The sequence below is a fragment of the Aeromonas sp. ASNIH1 genome (assembly GCF_002934285.1).
Taxonomy (GTDB): Bacteria; Pseudomonadota; Gammaproteobacteria; order Enterobacterales; family Aeromonadaceae; genus Aeromonas; species Aeromonas caviae.
This window is the reverse complement of sequence record NZ_CP026230.1, coordinates 22,907-38,276: the sequence shown is the minus strand read 5'-3', so window position 1 is coordinate 38,276 and position 15,370 is coordinate 22,907. Positions and strand designations below refer to the sequence as shown.

Below are 15,370 nucleotides of genomic sequence, written 5' to 3'. Positions count from 1 at the left end.
CTATGTACAAAACCGATGAGGCATACACAGCCGAAAGTCACGGATTGGTTGTAGGCAAAGCCTACGGTGTTCGACAAGGTTACGACTCTGGATGGAACGATGCCATCGCTCATGTGCAGCTTCAATTCGACGCAGCACTCCGCGAGCAGCGCGAGCTGGCCTATGCACTCAATGCCCTTTCGGTCATCGCGTATTCCGCGCTGGCGGCATTGAAAGCAGCTCCTGAGCAGCATCGCCTCATGGCGACGGACATCTACGCGAAGGAGATCAACCGGCTTATGAAGGCTGGCCCCAAAGCCCCCGGCGCGATTCGCGCCGTACCGCACACCGACCCAGCATTGCTTGCTCGTGAAAGCGACATTGCTCACCTCATGCAGCAGTGGTTCGAGCACTCACTGGCGCTGGCGAAACAGCAGCAGCGCCACCACGAAGACGACTCTCCCAGCCCGTAAGGAGGCCACTGAACATGATCGACACCACCGTTCCAACCGCAGTGCTGGCCATCCTTCTGGCTGTCGCTGACACCGTACTTGCCCAGCGAAAACGGCGCAAAAACTACCGGAGGGCACACGCATGAGCATCCTGAGTGGAGCAAAGAAAGCCGCGAAGTTCACTTTCGTTTCAATGCCGCTATCCATTTTGGGCTGGGGACAGCTCAAACAGAATCACGGTTTCATCCGTGACCTTTGGCATACCCTGCGGAATCCTCGATGCCCTGAATGTGGGCGTGGAGTCATGCACCGACCAACCAACGCGCAGGCTGACGACACCGCGCTTTACCCGTGGGAGTGCTCCGCACGTTGCGGATTTGGCGTACTAGCCCCAGAAGACCCTGCCGAAATCCGCCGCATTGTCGATGCACGCATGGAGGTTCGAGGCAAGCAACGACTGGCCTTCCTTGAGGATCAGGAGCGCAGCAAACTGATTCGTAGCCATCTGCTCAAATCAAGAGGCTATTGGATCGTTGTCGCGCTTGTCTTCTTGATGGCTGTTTGGCAACTGGCCGTGGGCGCATCGCTGATGGTCGTATTGAGCGTCCTGTCCATGTGCCTGCCGTTCTCCATCCATGCAATCCGCTGGAGTTATCGGGCGTGGCAAGTGCGCTCCGGCACGCTGTTCGTGGAAGGCGCTTTCGGGCGCTACGTCCGCGACATGCTCTGGGTTCGGGGGATTCAGTGATGGCCCAGATGATTCAATCCATCCTACTTCGCCTTGGCCGCGAGCGTGTTACCAACATCTGCTGCGTGCTCGGGACATGTCTCGCCTTGTTCGTCGAGCGCGATGCGCTGATGAATGGCCCGCCTGCTGCCCAGCTCGGAACCATCGCCCTCGCCATCGTTGTCCCGATCTTGTACCTGACGCCGCTGGTCTGGCTCGTTTACCGCTACCTCGTGAGGCCCGCCCATGAAAACCGCTGACAGCTATCTCGTACTGCGCGTCTCGTGGCTGCGCGAGCACGATCAGGTTATTGCTGAGCTGGCCGAGCTGTGGCTCGACCGGCAGGCCAAGCAGCAGCCTGACCCCAAGCCCATCAAGCCCATGCGCATCAGGGCACAGCACAACAGCGACATCAGGAGCCATGCCCATGCGTAGCAAGCACTTCATCACAATTGCTGCGGTGGCGTTTTCCAGCATCGTCTGCGCCCAGATGCCCGTCCCGCTGCTCGACAACGAGCCAGCCGCACCCAACGCAACACTCTGGGCCGTGGCTGGCCCGATGTTGCAGGCCGCGCTGGAGTGCCGCGAAGACCTGCCCGACCATCCAGCCACCCGCGCCCTGCTGCCACGCAAACCAGCAGGCGAGGAACAGCACTACCGGCTGACACCGCCCAGCGGGTTCAAGGTATTCGGTCTGCCGGTGGCCGAGATTGAGGTCTGGGTCGATGACGGCAGCGGCGAACTGGGCCACGGCTACACCTCGCACATCCGTGGCAGGACGCTGGCCGAAGTTGCCAAGGCGGCCAAGCTGAACAAGGGCAAGAGCTTCCCCAACCGCAAAACGTCGATGGGCAGCCTGATGGCCGATCAGCCATTTGGCCCGGAGTCGGTGCAACTGACCTGCACCATTGACGGCAGCTACGCCGCCCACGAAAACGAGTACCGGGAGCCATGACCATGCACAAGCTGCTTGCTCTGGCCGCACTGGTGGCCGTGACTCCGGCACTGGCCGATACCTGCATGGTGTCGCCAACCGAGAAACAGACCGTCTCCGGGCGCTTCGGCAAATTCCGGGGCGGCGGTGCAGGGAACTTCGGTAGCGCCAACCAGAAGCCGCACATGCACGATGGTCTGGACTTCTCGACCAGTGGCGCGTCGCAGCCTCTGTACGCCACAACGGACGGCAAGATCACCTTCATCGGCAACCGGCGCTCGGCAGGCAACGCGATCCTCATCGAGCGCAGCAATGGCGACGTGGTGGCGTACTACCACATGAGCGGCTTTGCCACCGGCTTGAAACAGGGCATGGAGGTCAAAGCCGGGCAGTACATCGGCCTGTCCGGCAACACACCCAGCGACGCGATGGTGAAGCACCTGCACTTCACCTACGGCACCGCGCAGAAAGATGAGGCCCGCGCCAAGGCTTTCACTCAGAGCGCATCGAAAGGCACCTTCAACCCCGGCCAACTCCCGTCCGCCTTCAACCAGCAACAGGGGATCGGCTGGAAGACCGACCCAGCCCCGTATTTCTGCGCGACTTTCCCGATCCAAGACGGCAACCCGCAGCACTACCCGATTCTGGGCAAGGACACCAAGGAACAGCACGCGATCCTGTTTGGTAGCGTCCCTCCGGGCGGCGTGGCCCCGAACGTCAAGTTCGAGCCAGCACAAGTCGCGGCGGCGAATGCGGACGCGGCGCTGGCCGCTGCCGAGGGCAAGTCTCCCGCCGAGTGGCTGTCTGACAAGGACGGCTACGGCTCGCTACCGACCGCGCCGATTGGTGGTTACGACACGATGTCCACTCACGAAATGCTACTGACAGAGGCGGGGCGTCGGTTCAGCGACGCCGAATGGAACAACAACATCACCAAGGTATCTAGCCGGGCGCTCTGGGTAGATTTCAACCGCGCAGTAGGCGTCAGCAACTACATGGCCGAAGCGATCTATCGGAAAAAGGAGCGGGTCGAAGCCCTGCTGGCTATCTACACGTCACAGAAGACCGAGCGGCTGCGCAAGCAGACTGCCGCAGCACATGATCGGGCGCAACGCGGTGACGTTTCGCGCAGCATCAACTGAGGTCGAAGAGATGGACTACTTGCCTCCCAGCATCACCTCCCCCGGCATCGCCGCCGTAGTGCATCGACAGCTCAATGAGCTGTACTTCGCACACCTGCTGGAAACCCTCCACTCTGCGGCTTCCGGCATCGGTGCGTCTTTTACTACCAGCCCGGAAAAAGAGGACTCGATCTCGAATGAAATTCTTGAGTACCTGGCCTTCTGCGTCGCCGTCTCGAGAGAGGGCTACCTGTGGCCGAAAAAAGACCCAAGCCAACAGTTTCTGGACGCAACTGATCGTATCCACGACGGATACGCCATCAAGCTCGTGCAAGACATTCTCGCAGTGCTGAAAACACTGGGCTATCACTGGGAGATCAACCCTGACGGGTACAACTGGGCAGCCTTTGCCAAGGAGCAGACTGCCCGCAAGGAGTTGGCAGAAGAGGCCGACGCCTACCTCAAAGGGAGGCAACAGACTTCCGTCGTCATCGAGGAACTGGGCGAATGGCCTCAATCTGGCGACTGAACGAGGATCGTGTCGAGTTCGAGCGGGTAACGTCCGCTGTACTCGATGCCGATCCTGATGGCACCTACGTCATCCAGCAACCGGACAACACATTCCGGCTGCGCATCGGCAACGCCCCCACTCTCGCAGTCGGCGAGCGGTTCACCGTGGCGGGCATCGAGTTCGACACCGCCGAGATCGAGTGTCTGCATTTCGCAGATTGCGTATAGTCACAGCTATCAGCCAATCAAGAGCACCAAACAATGCAATTCAAAGTCACGCTCTACGTGAATAAGTCGTTGGGCGGGATCACAGTCGAAGGGAACACCGTCCAATGCCTCCGGCGGACAGACGAGCGCACAGCCACAGGACGCCGACGCCAGCGAGTCATCTGCACCATCGACCGCTGGGCATCGGAGCTTTCCGCCGAAGCCCGCGAACTGCTCACCGAAGAAGAGCAAGCGGAATGGGCCGCATGGAAGGTTAAACACGATGCGGAGTACCGCAAAAAGCAGCTTGGTATCGCCCTAGATGCAGTCACCAAGACGATGGAAGCGGCCACCACGGCGCTACGCGAGTGCGTGGCTAAACCTGCTGACCCCGCTGCAATGTGGGCCGCCATCGAGGCGCTATCTGCCGAACTGGAGAAGGCTGGCCACGAGAAACCTAAGCGGCCACGAGGCCGCCCACGGACGAATGATGACGACGACGATCAACTCATCGAGCACTGGCCGATGGGCACTCAGCCGCCTCTGCCGAATTTCGCCCCACCGGGCACAGAGGCACACCGCCAGTACCAGAGCCTGCTCGACAACTTTGAGGCATATCGCCGGGCAAATGAAGATAGCTAGCTATATAGCTATCTAAAATGGAATGCTCTCATCCCACGGAAACCGTGCAGCCTGCTGCTCTGCCACCTTGGCCTGAGCCTTGATCTTCGTTTCCAACGCCTTGATGAAGCGGATGGATGCCGCGACGTGGTTGAAGATCAGCAGGCTTTCCTCGTAGTTCAGGATCGGGTTGTCGTGTGCAAGGCTCTTGTTGTTGCGCACATCATTGAAGGCTTCCAGCACTGAGATACTGGACTTCAAAATGCGCTCGGTCATGGCCGACTCAAGGTGGCCACCTTCCCGGAGCGCCTTGACGTACTCGCCGAAGACACTGTGCAGCGGCTTGTCACGAGTGATCGTGATGCCGTGCGGCTCGCACGTCACACGGATGAACTTGTTGACGAAGGTATGTAGTCGATCCAGCCCGCCCTCGGGCTGGTTCTTCTCGATGGCTTCGCGGACATGCTCTGCCACCACCTCGAAATCCCGCTCATCTGCGATGGCGGTCAGCGCATCCAGCTCGGCCACCGGCTGGTCACTGAGAAGACGCTGGGCAATCTTTCGGCAGTCGTCGATCAGCAGCGGATTGCTGTCGCCAAAGCACTGCTCATCGGTCGCATACTCGATCAGCCCGCCAATGACCCGCCCCACGACATGATTGCCATCCACATCCCAGAAGGTACGCATCCGATTGGCCTTGGACGTACCCCGCGCCTTGTACCGTTCGGCATCAATCTCGACCCGGTACTCATCGAAGAAGTCACCGAAGGTGCGGTCAGAGAAGTTCAGGACATAGCCGCCACCCATACCAAGCAGCTTTTCCAGCTTGCGACGCTCACTTCCGCTCAGATCGGACATAGCTCCCCTACGCCATCTTGATCCACGCCATACCGACAAGGGCCGTCAGGACAAGCCCGGCAAGCACGGTGCTGGCATAGTGGATATACAACCGCCGCAACGCCCAGCGCACAGGCCGGGCTTCTGCCCGTCTCTGCTCGGCAATGAGTTGGGCACAGGCTCGATCACGGGCCTGCAACTCCGATGTGGCACGTTCCTCGGCGTAAAGAACTGCGGCCAGATAGTCGAGCATCCGGTGCTCGGTGATGTTCTGCTTCCACGTCTCGACTTTGACTAACGCTCCGGCCAGCATGGGTCTGGATCGGCCTTCGCGATGCTCGGGGTCGGTGTAGTCGAAGACCAGACCGAACTGCTCATAAAACCAGTTGCGCCGTGCCTTGTTGTCACCATGCCCCTGTCCGGCCAGCAGCTCGATACCATTGACGGTCGCCTCGGGCCACTGCTGCACCCACTGGACGATCTCATTCATCAGATAGGTGCCGATACGCTGACCATCCAGCCCCGGCAAATCAAGGAATACAGCCCCTTTCGACATCGAGGTCGAAGTCAGCGACACAGCGTTGAAGTTGCGCGAGTAGCTGCCATCAAACCGCCCTTTTCCACCATCCCGGTGCGAAAACTTGGCTGTGATGCGCTGGTAGGAAAGCCGAATGGACGCCTCGTAGATCGTCCCATCCCGAGGATCGCGCCGATAGGTTTCCTCCCGCTCGACAAGCACCCAGCCCAATGCCTTGTCATCCGGGCGATCTTTGTCTTTGATCTCCAGCACGAGGATGCGCGGCTTTACGCTCTGGCCCTCGCGCCAAGAGTTGTCGAAAGAAGGCAGCGCCATCGTCTAAGCGGTCTGCTTGATCTCGTCGGCCACTTGGCGGCAGACGGCCCGGACATCGAGCGAACCAGATGCGATGGCCTCAAGGGTGCCGTCATCGAGCGACTGCACAATTCGGGTAGCCCGGCGCTCCAGCTCCTGACGAGCTATGCGCTCCCAGTCGCTGACCTCCAGCAGTGATGCCAATGCCGTTTCATCAGCGCGTCCATACCCGCGCAAAACCTCTGAAAGCGCCTCAGTTGTGGTTGTCATCATCGTCCGGCCTCCAAGCCCGAATGAACGAGAACGGGCAATCAGCCCAGTCGTGCCGCCTCGGCGGCGATGTGCCCAGCCAAAGCCGACACGAATGTCTTGAGGCTGGTCATCGACGACAGCTCCGTGAAGTTGCCGGTATCCACCGCACTGCGTTCTGCTGCGATGACGGCAGCAGTCGTATAGAGCTGCTCCTGCACCAATCGCTGACACAGCAAGTCATACCGCGTGAGATACGACGCCCCCTTGAACTCCTCGAAGACCGGGAAGTGCGGCGACGAGTCCCGAACGGGACGGCGGGACTCCGGCGCATCTTCGACCATCATCAGCCAGCCGACGAAGGGGCGTGGCTGCTTGCCGAACGCCTCTTCACGAAAGGCCGTCCAAAGATCATGGGCCGTCCCGATAGCTTCCTCGGTACGGTTGTTGAAATTGTTGCTGAACGATGGCCCGACGTGGCTTTTCAGCTCGATGGCAGCAATCAGCTCCCCCTTGTAGATCACCAACAAATCCCACAGCTTCGTCGGGCGGAAGTAGCCTGGCAGGGTCAGCATCGCCCGGTTCTGGTAAATCTCGGCGTGGGCCAGACCATTGGCCTTGATGACATCGAGCACCAAGGCCAAGAATCCGTCCATGTTCTTGCCGCCTGTGACGCCAGCGCGTTCACCTTGGTCGGCCTTGCCTGACTCAATCTGCTTTTGCCGTGCAGCTTCGCGGTTGCCCCAAAACGCCTTTACGGCGTCGCGGGCCTTCTGTTCGTAATCGACAAGATCAAGTGCCATTTATTCTCCATTGCCTCCAAGGGCAGATCGTTCTTCGTGGCTCAGCCCGTAGAGCCTGAACACAGCCCGGTTGCAGGCTTGCACGTCCCGCTTTATGGCTGCCTCAGCCAGCTCGCGGCGTAGCGGTTCAGGCACATCGGCCCAGCGTGGGATACGGATGCGGCGCAGGTATTGCGCTTGGAAGCGCAAGAAGCCACCTCGCATTTTCGTTGAGTACGTGGCCACGAACAGGCGCGAGACAGCGGACAGCAGCACAGCTTGCAAGGCCCGCAAATCCCAATCGTCCGAGGTGACGTAGTAGAGGTTGTGGCTTGGATACAGCTCGCCGCCCTCGAAAACAATGTGCGACTCACCCTTGATGTCAGGGATCAACAGCTTGGGTCTCGCAGCCAGCGCCGGGGTAATACGGTCAATCGTGCGATACCAGTTGGCAGGAGCCTTCTTCGCGCAATGCCGACCGGCAATCACATCCCGGCGAGCCTCAAGGTAGCGGCGCAGACGCGGATACTCGCCAAGATCGACTAGCCCTCCAGACTCGGCGAAGGGGTTGATGACCCCCTGACCACGCCACTGCACTTCGCCGGTCATGATGTCTTTGGTTGTCACCAGCGGCAGCTTCCGATCAGGTTCGACATCCAGCGACTCGAAGTCGCCGATGAATGCCTTGTCAGCGCCGGTCGCAACACCAATGCCAACCTTGCACCCAGCCTCCTCGAGCAGTGGGAACGCGCCCTCCAGACGGCGAATAAGCGCCATCTGGTCAGAAGACTCCAGCAGCCACGGCTCCGCACCATTGGTCACACGGGCGAGTTCCCGCACCGGGCCAGCATCCTTCGGAAGAGTCGGTGCCGACAGCAGACCAGCCAGCGTGGTCAGCGTGGCCCGGTCTATGGACGGGCGGTGTGCGATGCGCGTCGCCCCGACCCCCTCACGGCTGATGATGGTGATAGCCGGATAGGCGATTACATCGGAATGGAAGGCCGGTGTATCCACCATATCGACATAGACTTTCAGGTGGAACCGTTCGGCAACAAGGCTACGCAGTGGCCCACCGTAGCGGTTCTTCATCCAGCGATCCGCGCAGATAAAGCCCAGATTGCCGCCAGCAGACAATGCCGTCAGCGACCGCTCGATGAAGGGAATGTAGATGTCCGCCCGGTCATACATCGTCTGATAGCGGCTGCGGTACTCGGCCAGCAACGGGGCCGGAATCAGCTCAGGTCGAACGTAGGGAGGATTGCCCACCACGAAATCGAACTGACCCTCCAGCGGAGCCAGCAGGAAGTCACCCTGCGACAGCCAGCGGCCAGCCAAGGCCGTCGCAGCATTCGCGGACAGCCCCTCACACTTGAGCAGCGCGACAACGGCAGCGTAGGTGCTGCGGAAGGTGTCGTGGTGCAACTCCACTGCCCGGATGGCATCGCCCAAATCATCGACCGCAGTACCAATGGGCCTTGCTGCTCGCCATGCACTCAGCAGCCGCTGAATGATCGGCAGCAAGAAGTCCCCACCACCGAACGACGGTTCCAAAAGCCGCTTTTCGTGCAGCGGTTGATCCTCGGTATAGCCAGCCAGGTCGAGGATGAAATCGACCACCTCAGAGCGCGTGAAAATAGCCCCTCGAGCCTCGAGCCCCCCTTCTGTCGCCAAAGCCTCGGTCGCGGCCATGACAGGGCATACAGCAGCGGCAACAGGCTTATGAGCAACACTTGGCGCAAATGCCATGAATGACGACCTCACTAAATCATCGGTGATGCACCACGCTCTGGGCGCACCGCACCAACGTGCTTGTAAATGGTGGCGCGTGAAACACCATAGCGTTTCGCCACGTCGGCTACCTGAATATCAGGATCACGCAAAAGCGCCTTGATCTCACGGACTTGCTTGGCGTCAAGCGCGGGCTTTCGCCCGCCCTTGCGACCACGGGCACGAGCCGCAGCCAAGCCTGCTTGCGTCCGCTCCCGGATCAGATTCCGCTCGAACTCCGCCAAAGCGGAGAACAAGTGGAAAGTCAGCTTCCCGGTCGCACTGCCAGTTTCGATGGCACTGTTGCAAAGTTAGCGATGAGGCAGCCTTTTGTCTTATTCAAAGGCCTTACATTTCAAAAACTCTGCTTACCAGGCGCATTTCGCCCAGGGGATCACCATAATAAAATGCTGAGGCCTGGCCTTTGCGTAGTGCACGCATCACCTCAATACCTTTGATGGTGGCGTAAGCCGTCTTCATGGATTTAAATCCCAGCGTGGCGCCGATTATCCGTTTCAGTTTGCCATGATCGCATTCAATCACGTTGTTCCGGTACTTAATCTGTCGGTGTTCAACGTCAGACGGGCACCGGCCTTCGCGTTTGAGCAGAGCAAGCGCGCGACCATAGGCGGGCGCTTTATCCGTGTTGATGAATCGCGGGATCTGCCACTTCTTCACGTTGTTGAGGATTTTACCCAGAAACCGGTATGCAGCTTTGCTGTTACGACGGGAGGAGAGATAAAAATCGACAGTGCGGCCCCGGCTGTCGACGGCCCGGTACAGATACGCCCAGCGGCCATTGACCTTCACGTAGGTTTCATCCATGTGCCACGGGCAAAGATCGGAAGGGTTACGCCAGTACCAGCGCAGCCGTTTTTCCATTTCAGGCGCATAACGCTGAACCCAGCGGTAAATCGTGGAGTGATCGACATTCACTCCGCGTTCAGCCAGCATCTCCTGCAGCTCACGGTAACTGATGCCGTATTTGCAGTACCAGCGTACGGCCCACAGAATGATGTCACGCTGAAAATGCCGGCCTTTGAATGGGTTCATGTGCAGCTCCATCAGCAAAAGGGGATGATAAGTTTATCACCACCGACTATTTGCAACAGTGCCGGAAATCCTTGGATATCGTTCAGGTAGCCCACGCCGCGCTTGAGCGCATAGCGCTGGGTTTCCGGTTGGAAGCTGTCGATTGAAACACGGTGCATCTGATCGGACAGGGCGTCTAAGAGCGGCGCAATACGTCTGATCTCATCGGCCGGCGATACAGGCCTCGCGTCCGGATGGCTGGCGGCCGGTCCGACATCCACGACGTCTGATCCGACTCGCAGCATTTCGATCGCCGCGGTGACAGCGCCGGCGGGGTCTAGCCGCCGGCTCTCATCGAAGAAGGAGTCCTCGGTGAGATTCAGAATGCCGAACACCGTCACCATGGCGTCGGCCTCCGCAGCGACTTCCACGATGGGGATCGGGCGAGCAAAAAGGCAGCAATTATGAGCCCCATACCTACAAAGCCCCACGCATCAAGCTTTTGCCCATGAAGCAACCAGGCAATGGCTGTAATTATGACGACGCCGAGTCCCGACCAGACTGCATAAGCAACACCGACAGGGATGGATTTCAGAACCAGAGAAAGAAAATAAAATGCGATGCCATAACCGATTATGACAACGGCGGAAGGGGCAAGCTTAGTAAAGCCCTCGCTAGATTTTAATGCGGATGTTGCGATTACTTCGCCAACTATTGCGATAACAAGAAAAAGCCAGCCTTTCATGATATATCTCCCAATTTGTGTAGGGCTTATTATGCACGCTTAAAAATAATAAAAGCAGACTTGACCTGATAGTTTGGCTGTGAGCAATTATGTGCTTAGTGCATCTAACGTTGAAGTAACCGGCGCTGCGCGGTTTTATCGCGCAGCGTCCGAGTTGACTGCCGGGTTGGGCGGTAACGCTTCAATAGAGCGAAGGATTGCCCGCACGATTGCCTCCCTCTTGAAAAGATCATCCATTCTGTTTGGCGTATCAATATTCAGTGCGAAGAATACGGAGCCAGTCGGCCACTCAACCCATCCTACCCACCAACCCATACGGCCTTCCCAGCCCGTCTTTGCACGCAGTATCCAGTTGCGACCGGCTTCCACAATCATGAGATCCTTGACCAAGCGCTGATGTTCTACCCGAAAGGGCAGCTCGTTACGATAGAGCTTCCTGAGAAATGCAATTTGCTCCTGCGCCGAGATTGCAAGGCTGCCTTCTATCCAGTAATCGCCATTACTTGTCGAAGGATCGGCGTTGCCATAGTCGATTTTCTTCAAATAGCGCCGAGCTTTGTCATCACCAATTTCCTTTGCAAATAGCTCATACACCCAAACAGTAGAATTCCGCATTGCTGATCGCAAATCTTGGTCTTGATTGTGGCCTGCAAAGCCCCTGTTAACGCCGTCCCATCGAAAAATCTGGAACTCATCACGAACAGCGCCTGCATCAAGTGCAAAAAGTGTATGAGGTATCTTGAATGTCGATGCAGGCGAGTAGCGTTTCTTCGATCGCACAGGATCAAAAACCAACATGGCACGATCCGCTTGGCGTTCGTCTGCCACAACTATCGTGCCTTTGGCTTGAAATTCGCTGAAAAACTTCCTCCAGTCAGAACGTTCTAGCGTGCCTTCTTGCGCATGCGCGAAAGTGGCAAGAGAAAAAATGGAGAAAAGTATCGCGAAGATTCGGATTGCCATTAACTTTTCCTTAATGCCCAACTTTGTTTTAGGGCGACTGCCCTGCTGCGTAACATCGTTGCTGCTCCATAACATCAAACATCGACCCACGGCGTAACGCGCTTGCTGCTTGGATGCCCGAGGCATAGACTGTACAAAAAAACAGGGCGGTTGCAGAAGCTGAGTGCAACACGGTTACTGGATTGAAGCAGGTGCATCATGCTGCAACGCCACTACCTCTGTCATGACCTCAATCGGGCATTTCCAATTGAAGCGCTTGCGCGGTCGGATGTTCAGTTCGTAGGCAATGGCATCCAACTGCTCCTGGCTGTACACCGACAAGTCCGTGCCCTTGGGCAGGTACTGGCGGATCAGGCCGTTGATGTTCTCGTTGCTGCCGCGCTGCCAGGGGCTGTGTGGGTCGCAGAAGTAGATCGCCACACCGGTCTTCTGGGTGATTTCCGCGTGCCGCGCCATCTCTCGCCCCTGGTCGTAGGTCATGCTCTTGCGTACAGCCAGCGGCATGCGGTTCAGCGCCGCGCTGAAGCCCTCCACCGCCGAGGTCGCCGTCGCATCGTTCATCTTCGCCAGGATCAGGTAGCCGCTGGTACGCTCGACCAGGGTGGCTACCGCCGAGGCGTTGGCCTTGCCCTTGATCAGATCGCCCTCCCAGTGACCGGGCATCAGGCGGTCTTCGATCTCCGGTGGGCGTACGTGGATGCTGACCATGTCGGGGATCTGGCCACGTCGATCCACCCCGCCGGAGCGCGGCCGGCGGGTAGTCTTGCCCTGCCGCAGACAGATGATCAGCTCCTTGCGCAGCTCGCCGACCGGCAGGGCATAGATCGCGTTGTAGATTGTCTCGCGGCAGACGTAGGCGTCTTCGAAGCTTGGGGATTTCATGGTTCGCAGCTTGCCGGCAATCTGCTCGGGAGAAAAGCGCTGTCGCAGCAGGTGGGCGACCAGCTCGAACAACTCGTTGCCGGGCACCAGCCGTTTTGCGGGTCGACAGACCACGCGGCGTGTATGCATCAAGCGCTGGGCATCGTCTGCAACGTACTCGCCTTGAGCATTCCGGTTGCGCCGGATCTCACGGCTGACCGTCGAGGGGCTGCGGTTCATCAGCCGGGCAAGCCTGCGCTGGCTGAAGCCATTGCACAGGCCGATCTGGATCGTGACGCGCTCTGTGGCGCTGAGTTCGTGATAGGACATGGGGCAACACCTTACCGAAATGGTCGGGTGTTGCACTCAGTTTTTGCGGCCGCCCAGTCATAACAAGCCATGAAAACCGCCACTGCGCCGTTACCACCGCTGCGTTCGGTCAAGGTTCTGGACCAGTTGCGTGAGCGCATACGCTACTTGCATTACAGTTTACGAACCGAACAGGCTTATGTCCACTGGGTTCGTGCCTTCATCCGTTTCCACGGTGTGCGTCACCCGGCAACCTTGGGCAGCAGCGAAGTCGAGGCATTTCTGTCCTGGCTGGCGAACGAGCGCAAGGTTTCGGTCTCCACGCATCGTCAGGCATTGGCGGCCTTGCTGTTCTTCTACGGCAAGGTGCTGTGCACGGATCTGCCCTGGCTTCAGGAGATCGGAAGACCTCGGCCGTCGCGGCGCTTGCCGGTGGTGCTGACCCCGGATGAAGTGGTTCGCATCCTCGGTTTTCTGGAAGGCGAGCATCGTTTGTTCGCCCAGCTTCTGTATGGAACGGGCATGCGGATCAGTGAGGGTTTGCAACTGCGGGTCAAGGATCTGGATTTCGATCACGGCACGATCATCGTGCGGGAGGGCAAGGGCTCCAAGGATCGGGCCTTGATGTTACCCGAGAGCTTGGCACCCAGCCTGCGCGAGCAGCTGTCGCGTGCACGGGCATGGTGGCTGAAGGACCAGGCCGAGGGCCGCAGCGGCGTTGCGCTTCCCGACGCCCTTGAGCGGAAGTATCCGCGCGCCGGGCATTCCTGGCCGTGGTTCTGGGTTTTTGCGCAGCACACGCATTCGACCGATCCACGGAGCGGTGTCGTGCGTCGCCATCACATGTATGACCAGACCTTTCAGCGCGCCTTCAAACGTGCCGTAGAACAAGCAGGCATCACGAAGCCCGCCACACCGCACACCCTCCGCCACTCGTTCGCGACGGCCTTGCTCCGCAGCGGTTACGACATTCGAACCGTGCAGGATCTGCTCGGCCATTCCGACGTCTCTACGACGATGATTTACACGCATGTGCTGAAAGTTGGCGGTGCCGGAGTGCGCTCACCGCTTGATGCGCTGCCGCCCCTCACTAGTGAGAGGTAGGGCAGCGCAAGTCAATCCTGGCGGATTCACTACCCCTGCGCGAAGGCCATCGGTGCCGCATCGAACGGCCGGTTGCGGAAAGTCCTCCCTGCGTCCGCTGATGGCCGGCAGCAGCCCGTCGTTGCCTGATGGATCCAACCCCTCCGCTGCTATAGTGCAGTCGGCTTCTGACGTTCAGTGCAGCCGTCTTCTGAAAACGACAGAAAGCCCGTGTGGAATCGGCCTTTATGTGTAAAAATATCCGTCTGTTTATCTACGCTTGGTAAAGGTATGGGAAAGCGTCTTGGTTACGCCCGCGTTTCGACGGATGACCAGCGGCTCGACCTACAACGGGATGCTTTGACCCGTGCCGGGTGTGCCGACATCTACGAAGAGAAGGTCAGCGGGAAATCTGCTGATCGGCCTGCTCTGGATTACTGTCTTCGCGCCCTGAGTGCGGGAGACACGTTGGTGGTCTGGCGTCTGGATCGGTTAGGCCGTTCGCTCCCCGATCTGGTTCGCATCGTGGGGGAGTTGGAGCAGCGCGGTGTTGGCTTCGAGAGCGTCACGGAACGGATCGAAACGGCACTGTTGCAAATAGTCGGTGGTGATAAACTTATCATCCCCTTTTGCTGATGGAGCTGCACATGAACCCATTCAAAGGCCGGCATTTTCAGCGTGACATCATTCTGTGGGCCGTACGCTGGTACTGCAAATACGGCATCAGTTACCGTGAGCTGCAGGAGATGCTGGCTGAACGCGGAGTGAATGTCGATCACTCCACGATTTACCGCTGGGTTCAGCGTTATGCGCCTGAAATGGAAAAACGGCTGCGCTGGTACTGGCGTAACCCTTCCGATCTTTGCCCGTGGCACATGGATGAAACCTACGTGAAGGTCAATGGCCGCTGGGCGTATCTGTACCGGGCCGTCGACAGCCGGGGCCGCACTGTCGATTTTTATCTCTCCTCCCGTCGTAACAGCAAAGCTGCATACCGGTTTCTGGGTAAAATCCTCAACAACGTGAAGAAGTGGCAGATCCCGCGATTCATCAACACGGATAAAGCGCCCGCCTATGGTCGCGCGCTTGCTCTGCTCAAACGCGAAGGCCGGTGCCCGTCTGACGTTGAACACCGACAGATTAAGTACCGGAACAACGTGATTGAATGCGATCATGGCAAACTGAAACGGATAATCGGCGCCACGCTGGGATTTAAATCCATGAAGACGGCTTACGCCACCATCAAAGGTATTGAGGTGATGCGTGCACTACGCAAAGGCCAGGCCTCAGCATTTTATTATGGTGATCCCCTGGGCGAAATGCGCCTGGTAAGCAGAGTTTTTGAAATGTAAGGCCTTT

General features: G+C 58.5%; 20 protein-coding genes and 3 pseudogenes. 12 read left to right on the top strand and 11 right to left on the bottom strand.

Annotated features, from left to right (window positions below; genetic code table 11):
• Positions 1–2: 2 nt before the first annotated feature.
• The 9 genes from C2U37_RS24295 (at position 3) to C2U37_RS24255 (ending at position 4,572) form a co-directional block, all read left to right on the top strand.
• Complete coding sequence (locus C2U37_RS24295; RefSeq protein ID WP_043496671.1) at positions 3–452, top strand: hypothetical protein; 450 nt, start codon at positions 3–5, stop codon at positions 450–452.
• A gap of 121 nt (positions 453–573) precedes the next feature.
• Positions 574–1,179 carry a hypothetical protein gene (locus C2U37_RS24290; RefSeq protein ID WP_104453332.1) on the top strand — a complete coding sequence of 202 codons (606 nt, stop codon included), beginning with the start codon at positions 574–576 and terminating at the stop codon, positions 1,177–1,179.
• A complete protein-coding gene (locus C2U37_RS24285) occupies positions 1,179–1,418 on the top strand; it encodes a hypothetical protein (protein WP_058177636.1) in 240 nt (79 codons plus the stop codon). Before C2U37_RS24290 ends, C2U37_RS24285 begins: the two co-directional genes overlap by 1 nt.
• Positions 1,405–1,593, top strand: coding sequence for a hypothetical protein (locus tag C2U37_RS24280; protein WP_058177637.1), 189 nt, complete (start codon positions 1,405–1,407; stop codon positions 1,591–1,593). The genes C2U37_RS24285 and C2U37_RS24280 overlap by 14 nt, the downstream gene beginning before the upstream one ends.
• A complete protein-coding gene (locus tag C2U37_RS24275) occupies positions 1,586–2,113 on the top strand; it encodes a hypothetical protein (protein ID WP_058177638.1) in 528 nt (175 codons plus the stop codon). The genes C2U37_RS24280 and C2U37_RS24275 overlap by 8 nt, the downstream gene beginning before the upstream one ends.
• The gene (locus C2U37_RS24270) at positions 2,110–3,234 is read left to right on the top strand and encodes a M23 family metallopeptidase (RefSeq protein ID WP_104453331.1); all 1,125 of its coding nucleotides are present in this window, start codon (positions 2,110–2,112) and stop codon (positions 3,232–3,234) included. Before C2U37_RS24275 ends, C2U37_RS24270 begins: the two co-directional genes overlap by 4 nt.
• A complete protein-coding gene (locus C2U37_RS24265) occupies positions 3,191–3,742 on the top strand; it encodes a hypothetical protein (RefSeq protein ID WP_223949405.1) in 552 nt (183 codons plus the stop codon). Before C2U37_RS24270 ends, C2U37_RS24265 begins: the two co-directional genes overlap by 44 nt.
• Complete coding sequence (locus tag C2U37_RS24260) at positions 3,721–3,951, top strand: hypothetical protein (protein ID WP_015060234.1); 231 nt, start codon at positions 3,721–3,723, stop codon at positions 3,949–3,951. Before C2U37_RS24265 ends, C2U37_RS24260 begins: the two co-directional genes overlap by 22 nt.
• A 33-nt stretch (positions 3,952–3,984) precedes the next feature.
• Entirely contained in the window at positions 3,985–4,572 is a 588-nt protein-coding gene (locus C2U37_RS24255; protein WP_016245702.1) for a hypothetical protein, read from the top strand.
• A 12-nt stretch (positions 4,573–4,584) separates the two neighbouring features.
• On the opposite strand, the gene C2U37_RS24250 is transcribed toward C2U37_RS24255, so the two are convergent.
• The 11 genes and pseudogenes from C2U37_RS24250 to C2U37_RS24195 all read right to left on the bottom strand — a co-directional run bounded on the left by C2U37_RS24250 (position 4,585) and on the right by C2U37_RS24195 (position 12,949).
• Positions 4,585–5,409: an abortive infection family protein gene (locus tag C2U37_RS24250; protein WP_015060232.1), complete on the bottom strand. Its 825-nt coding sequence runs from the start codon at positions 5,407–5,409 to the stop codon at positions 4,585–4,587.
• Between the two features lie 7 nt (positions 5,410–5,416).
• On the bottom strand, positions 5,417–6,241 hold the full coding sequence (locus C2U37_RS24245; RefSeq protein WP_104453329.1) for a hypothetical protein: 825 nt from the start codon (positions 6,239–6,241) through the stop codon (positions 5,417–5,419).
• A gap of 3 nt (positions 6,242–6,244) precedes the next feature.
• Positions 6,245–6,493 carry a hypothetical protein gene (locus tag C2U37_RS24240; RefSeq protein WP_104453328.1) on the bottom strand — a complete coding sequence of 83 codons (249 nt, stop codon included), beginning with the start codon at positions 6,491–6,493 and terminating at the stop codon, positions 6,245–6,247.
• Positions 6,494–6,531: 38 nt separating this feature from the next.
• Positions 6,532–7,272 carry a type-2 restriction endonuclease gene (locus C2U37_RS24235; protein WP_104453327.1) on the bottom strand — a complete coding sequence of 247 codons (741 nt, stop codon included), beginning with the start codon at positions 7,270–7,272 and terminating at the stop codon, positions 6,532–6,534.
• Positions 7,273–8,940 carry an Eco57I restriction-modification methylase domain-containing protein gene (locus C2U37_RS24230; protein ID WP_104453340.1) on the bottom strand — a complete coding sequence of 556 codons (1,668 nt, stop codon included), beginning with the start codon at positions 8,938–8,940 and terminating at the stop codon, positions 7,273–7,275. It lies immediately after the preceding gene.
• A 71-nt stretch (positions 8,941–9,011) separates the two neighbouring features.
• A pseudogene (locus C2U37_RS24225) lies at positions 9,012–9,314 on the bottom strand (recombinase family protein); the annotation flags it as partial.
• Between the two features lie 52 nt (positions 9,315–9,366).
• A complete protein-coding gene (locus tag C2U37_RS24215; RefSeq protein WP_001067855.1) occupies positions 9,367–10,071 on the bottom strand; it encodes an IS6-like element IS26 family transposase in 705 nt (234 codons plus the stop codon).
• Between the two features lie 62 nt (positions 10,072–10,133).
• Positions 10,134–10,454: pseudogene (locus tag C2U37_RS24210) on the bottom strand (dihydropteroate synthase); the annotation flags it as partial.
• Positions 10,448–10,795, bottom strand: a complete 348-nt coding sequence (locus C2U37_RS24205; protein ID WP_000679427.1) for a quaternary ammonium compound efflux SMR transporter QacE delta 1 — start codon at positions 10,793–10,795, stop codon at positions 10,448–10,450. The pseudogene C2U37_RS24210 and the gene C2U37_RS24205, both read right to left, overlap by 7 nt.
• A gap of 135 nt (positions 10,796–10,930) precedes the next feature.
• Positions 10,931–11,758, bottom strand: coding sequence for an oxacillin-hydrolyzing class D beta-lactamase OXA-2 (locus tag C2U37_RS24200; RefSeq protein ID WP_001007673.1), 828 nt, complete (start codon positions 11,756–11,758; stop codon positions 10,931–10,933).
• A gap of 174 nt (positions 11,759–11,932) precedes the next feature.
• The gene (locus C2U37_RS24195; protein ID WP_032728035.1) at positions 11,933–12,949 is read right to left on the bottom strand and encodes an IS30-like element IS1394 family transposase; all 1,017 of its coding nucleotides are present in this window, start codon (positions 12,947–12,949) and stop codon (positions 11,933–11,935) included.
• Between the two features lie 69 nt (positions 12,950–13,018).
• Here C2U37_RS24195 and intI1 point away from each other — a divergent pair, with 69 nt between their 5' ends.
• The 3 genes and pseudogenes from intI1 (at position 13,019) to C2U37_RS24175 (ending at position 15,363) form a co-directional block, all read left to right on the top strand.
• Positions 13,019–14,032 (top strand): class 1 integron integrase IntI1, encoded by a 1,014-nt coding sequence (gene intI1, locus C2U37_RS24190; protein WP_000845048.1) that lies wholly within the window; start codon positions 13,019–13,021, stop codon positions 14,030–14,032.
• A 270-nt stretch (positions 14,033–14,302) separates the two neighbouring features.
• Positions 14,303–14,596 (top strand): annotated as a pseudogene (locus tag C2U37_RS24180) (recombinase family protein); the annotation flags it as partial.
• 62 nt (positions 14,597–14,658) lie between these two features.
• On the top strand, positions 14,659–15,363 hold the full coding sequence (locus tag C2U37_RS24175) for an IS6-like element IS26 family transposase (protein WP_001067855.1): 705 nt from the start codon (positions 14,659–14,661) through the stop codon (positions 15,361–15,363).
• Positions 15,364–15,370: the final 7 nt, after the last annotated feature.

Bases quoted from the DNA above. Each gene is read 5' to 3' on its own strand.
- intI1 (WP_000845048.1), top strand. From the start codon at position 13,019: ATGAAAACCGCCACTGCGCCGTTACCACCGCTGCGTTCGGTCAAGGTT.
- C2U37_RS24270 (WP_104453331.1), top strand. From the start codon at position 2,110: ATGACCATGCACAAGCTGCTTGCTCTGGCCGCACTGGTGGCCGTGACT.
- C2U37_RS24195 (WP_032728035.1), bottom strand. From the start codon at position 12,949: ATGTCCTATCACGAACTCAGCGCCACAGAGCGCGTCACGATCCAGATC.
- C2U37_RS24285 (WP_058177636.1), top strand. From the start codon at position 1,179: ATGGCCCAGATGATTCAATCCATCCTACTTCGCCTTGGCCGCGAGCGT.
- C2U37_RS24275 (WP_058177638.1), top strand. From the start codon at position 1,586: ATGCGTAGCAAGCACTTCATCACAATTGCTGCGGTGGCGTTTTCCAGC.
- C2U37_RS24295 (WP_043496671.1), top strand. From the start codon at position 3: ATGTACAAAACCGATGAGGCATACACAGCCGAAAGTCACGGATTGGTT.
- C2U37_RS24260 (WP_015060234.1), top strand. From the start codon at position 3,721: ATGGCCTCAATCTGGCGACTGAACGAGGATCGTGTCGAGTTCGAGCGG.
- C2U37_RS24230 (WP_104453340.1), bottom strand. From the start codon at position 8,940: ATGGCCGCGACCGAGGCTTTGGCGACAGAAGGGGGGCTCGAGGCTCGA.
- C2U37_RS24200 (WP_001007673.1), bottom strand. From the start codon at position 11,758: ATGGCAATCCGAATCTTCGCGATACTTTTCTCCATTTTTTCTCTTGCC.
- C2U37_RS24250 (WP_015060232.1), bottom strand. From the start codon at position 5,409: ATGTCCGATCTGAGCGGAAGTGAGCGTCGCAAGCTGGAAAAGCTGCTT.
- C2U37_RS24205 (WP_000679427.1), bottom strand. From the start codon at position 10,795: ATGAAAGGCTGGCTTTTTCTTGTTATCGCAATAGTTGGCGAAGTAATC.
- C2U37_RS24240 (WP_104453328.1), bottom strand. From the start codon at position 6,493: ATGATGACAACCACAACTGAGGCGCTTTCAGAGGTTTTGCGCGGGTAT.
- C2U37_RS24265 (WP_223949405.1), top strand. From the start codon at position 3,191: ATGATCGGGCGCAACGCGGTGACGTTTCGCGCAGCATCAACTGAGGTC.
- C2U37_RS24235 (WP_104453327.1), bottom strand. From the start codon at position 7,272: ATGGCACTTGATCTTGTCGATTACGAACAGAAGGCCCGCGACGCCGTA.
- C2U37_RS24280 (WP_058177637.1), top strand. From the start codon at position 1,405: ATGAAAACCGCTGACAGCTATCTCGTACTGCGCGTCTCGTGGCTGCGC.
- C2U37_RS24255 (WP_016245702.1), top strand. From the start codon at position 3,985: ATGCAATTCAAAGTCACGCTCTACGTGAATAAGTCGTTGGGCGGGATC.
- C2U37_RS24245 (WP_104453329.1), bottom strand. From the start codon at position 6,241: ATGGCGCTGCCTTCTTTCGACAACTCTTGGCGCGAGGGCCAGAGCGTA.
- C2U37_RS24215 (WP_001067855.1), bottom strand. From the start codon at position 10,071: ATGAACCCATTCAAAGGCCGGCATTTTCAGCGTGACATCATTCTGTGG.
- C2U37_RS24290 (WP_104453332.1), top strand. From the start codon at position 574: ATGAGCATCCTGAGTGGAGCAAAGAAAGCCGCGAAGTTCACTTTCGTT.
- C2U37_RS24175 (WP_001067855.1), top strand. From the start codon at position 14,659: ATGAACCCATTCAAAGGCCGGCATTTTCAGCGTGACATCATTCTGTGG.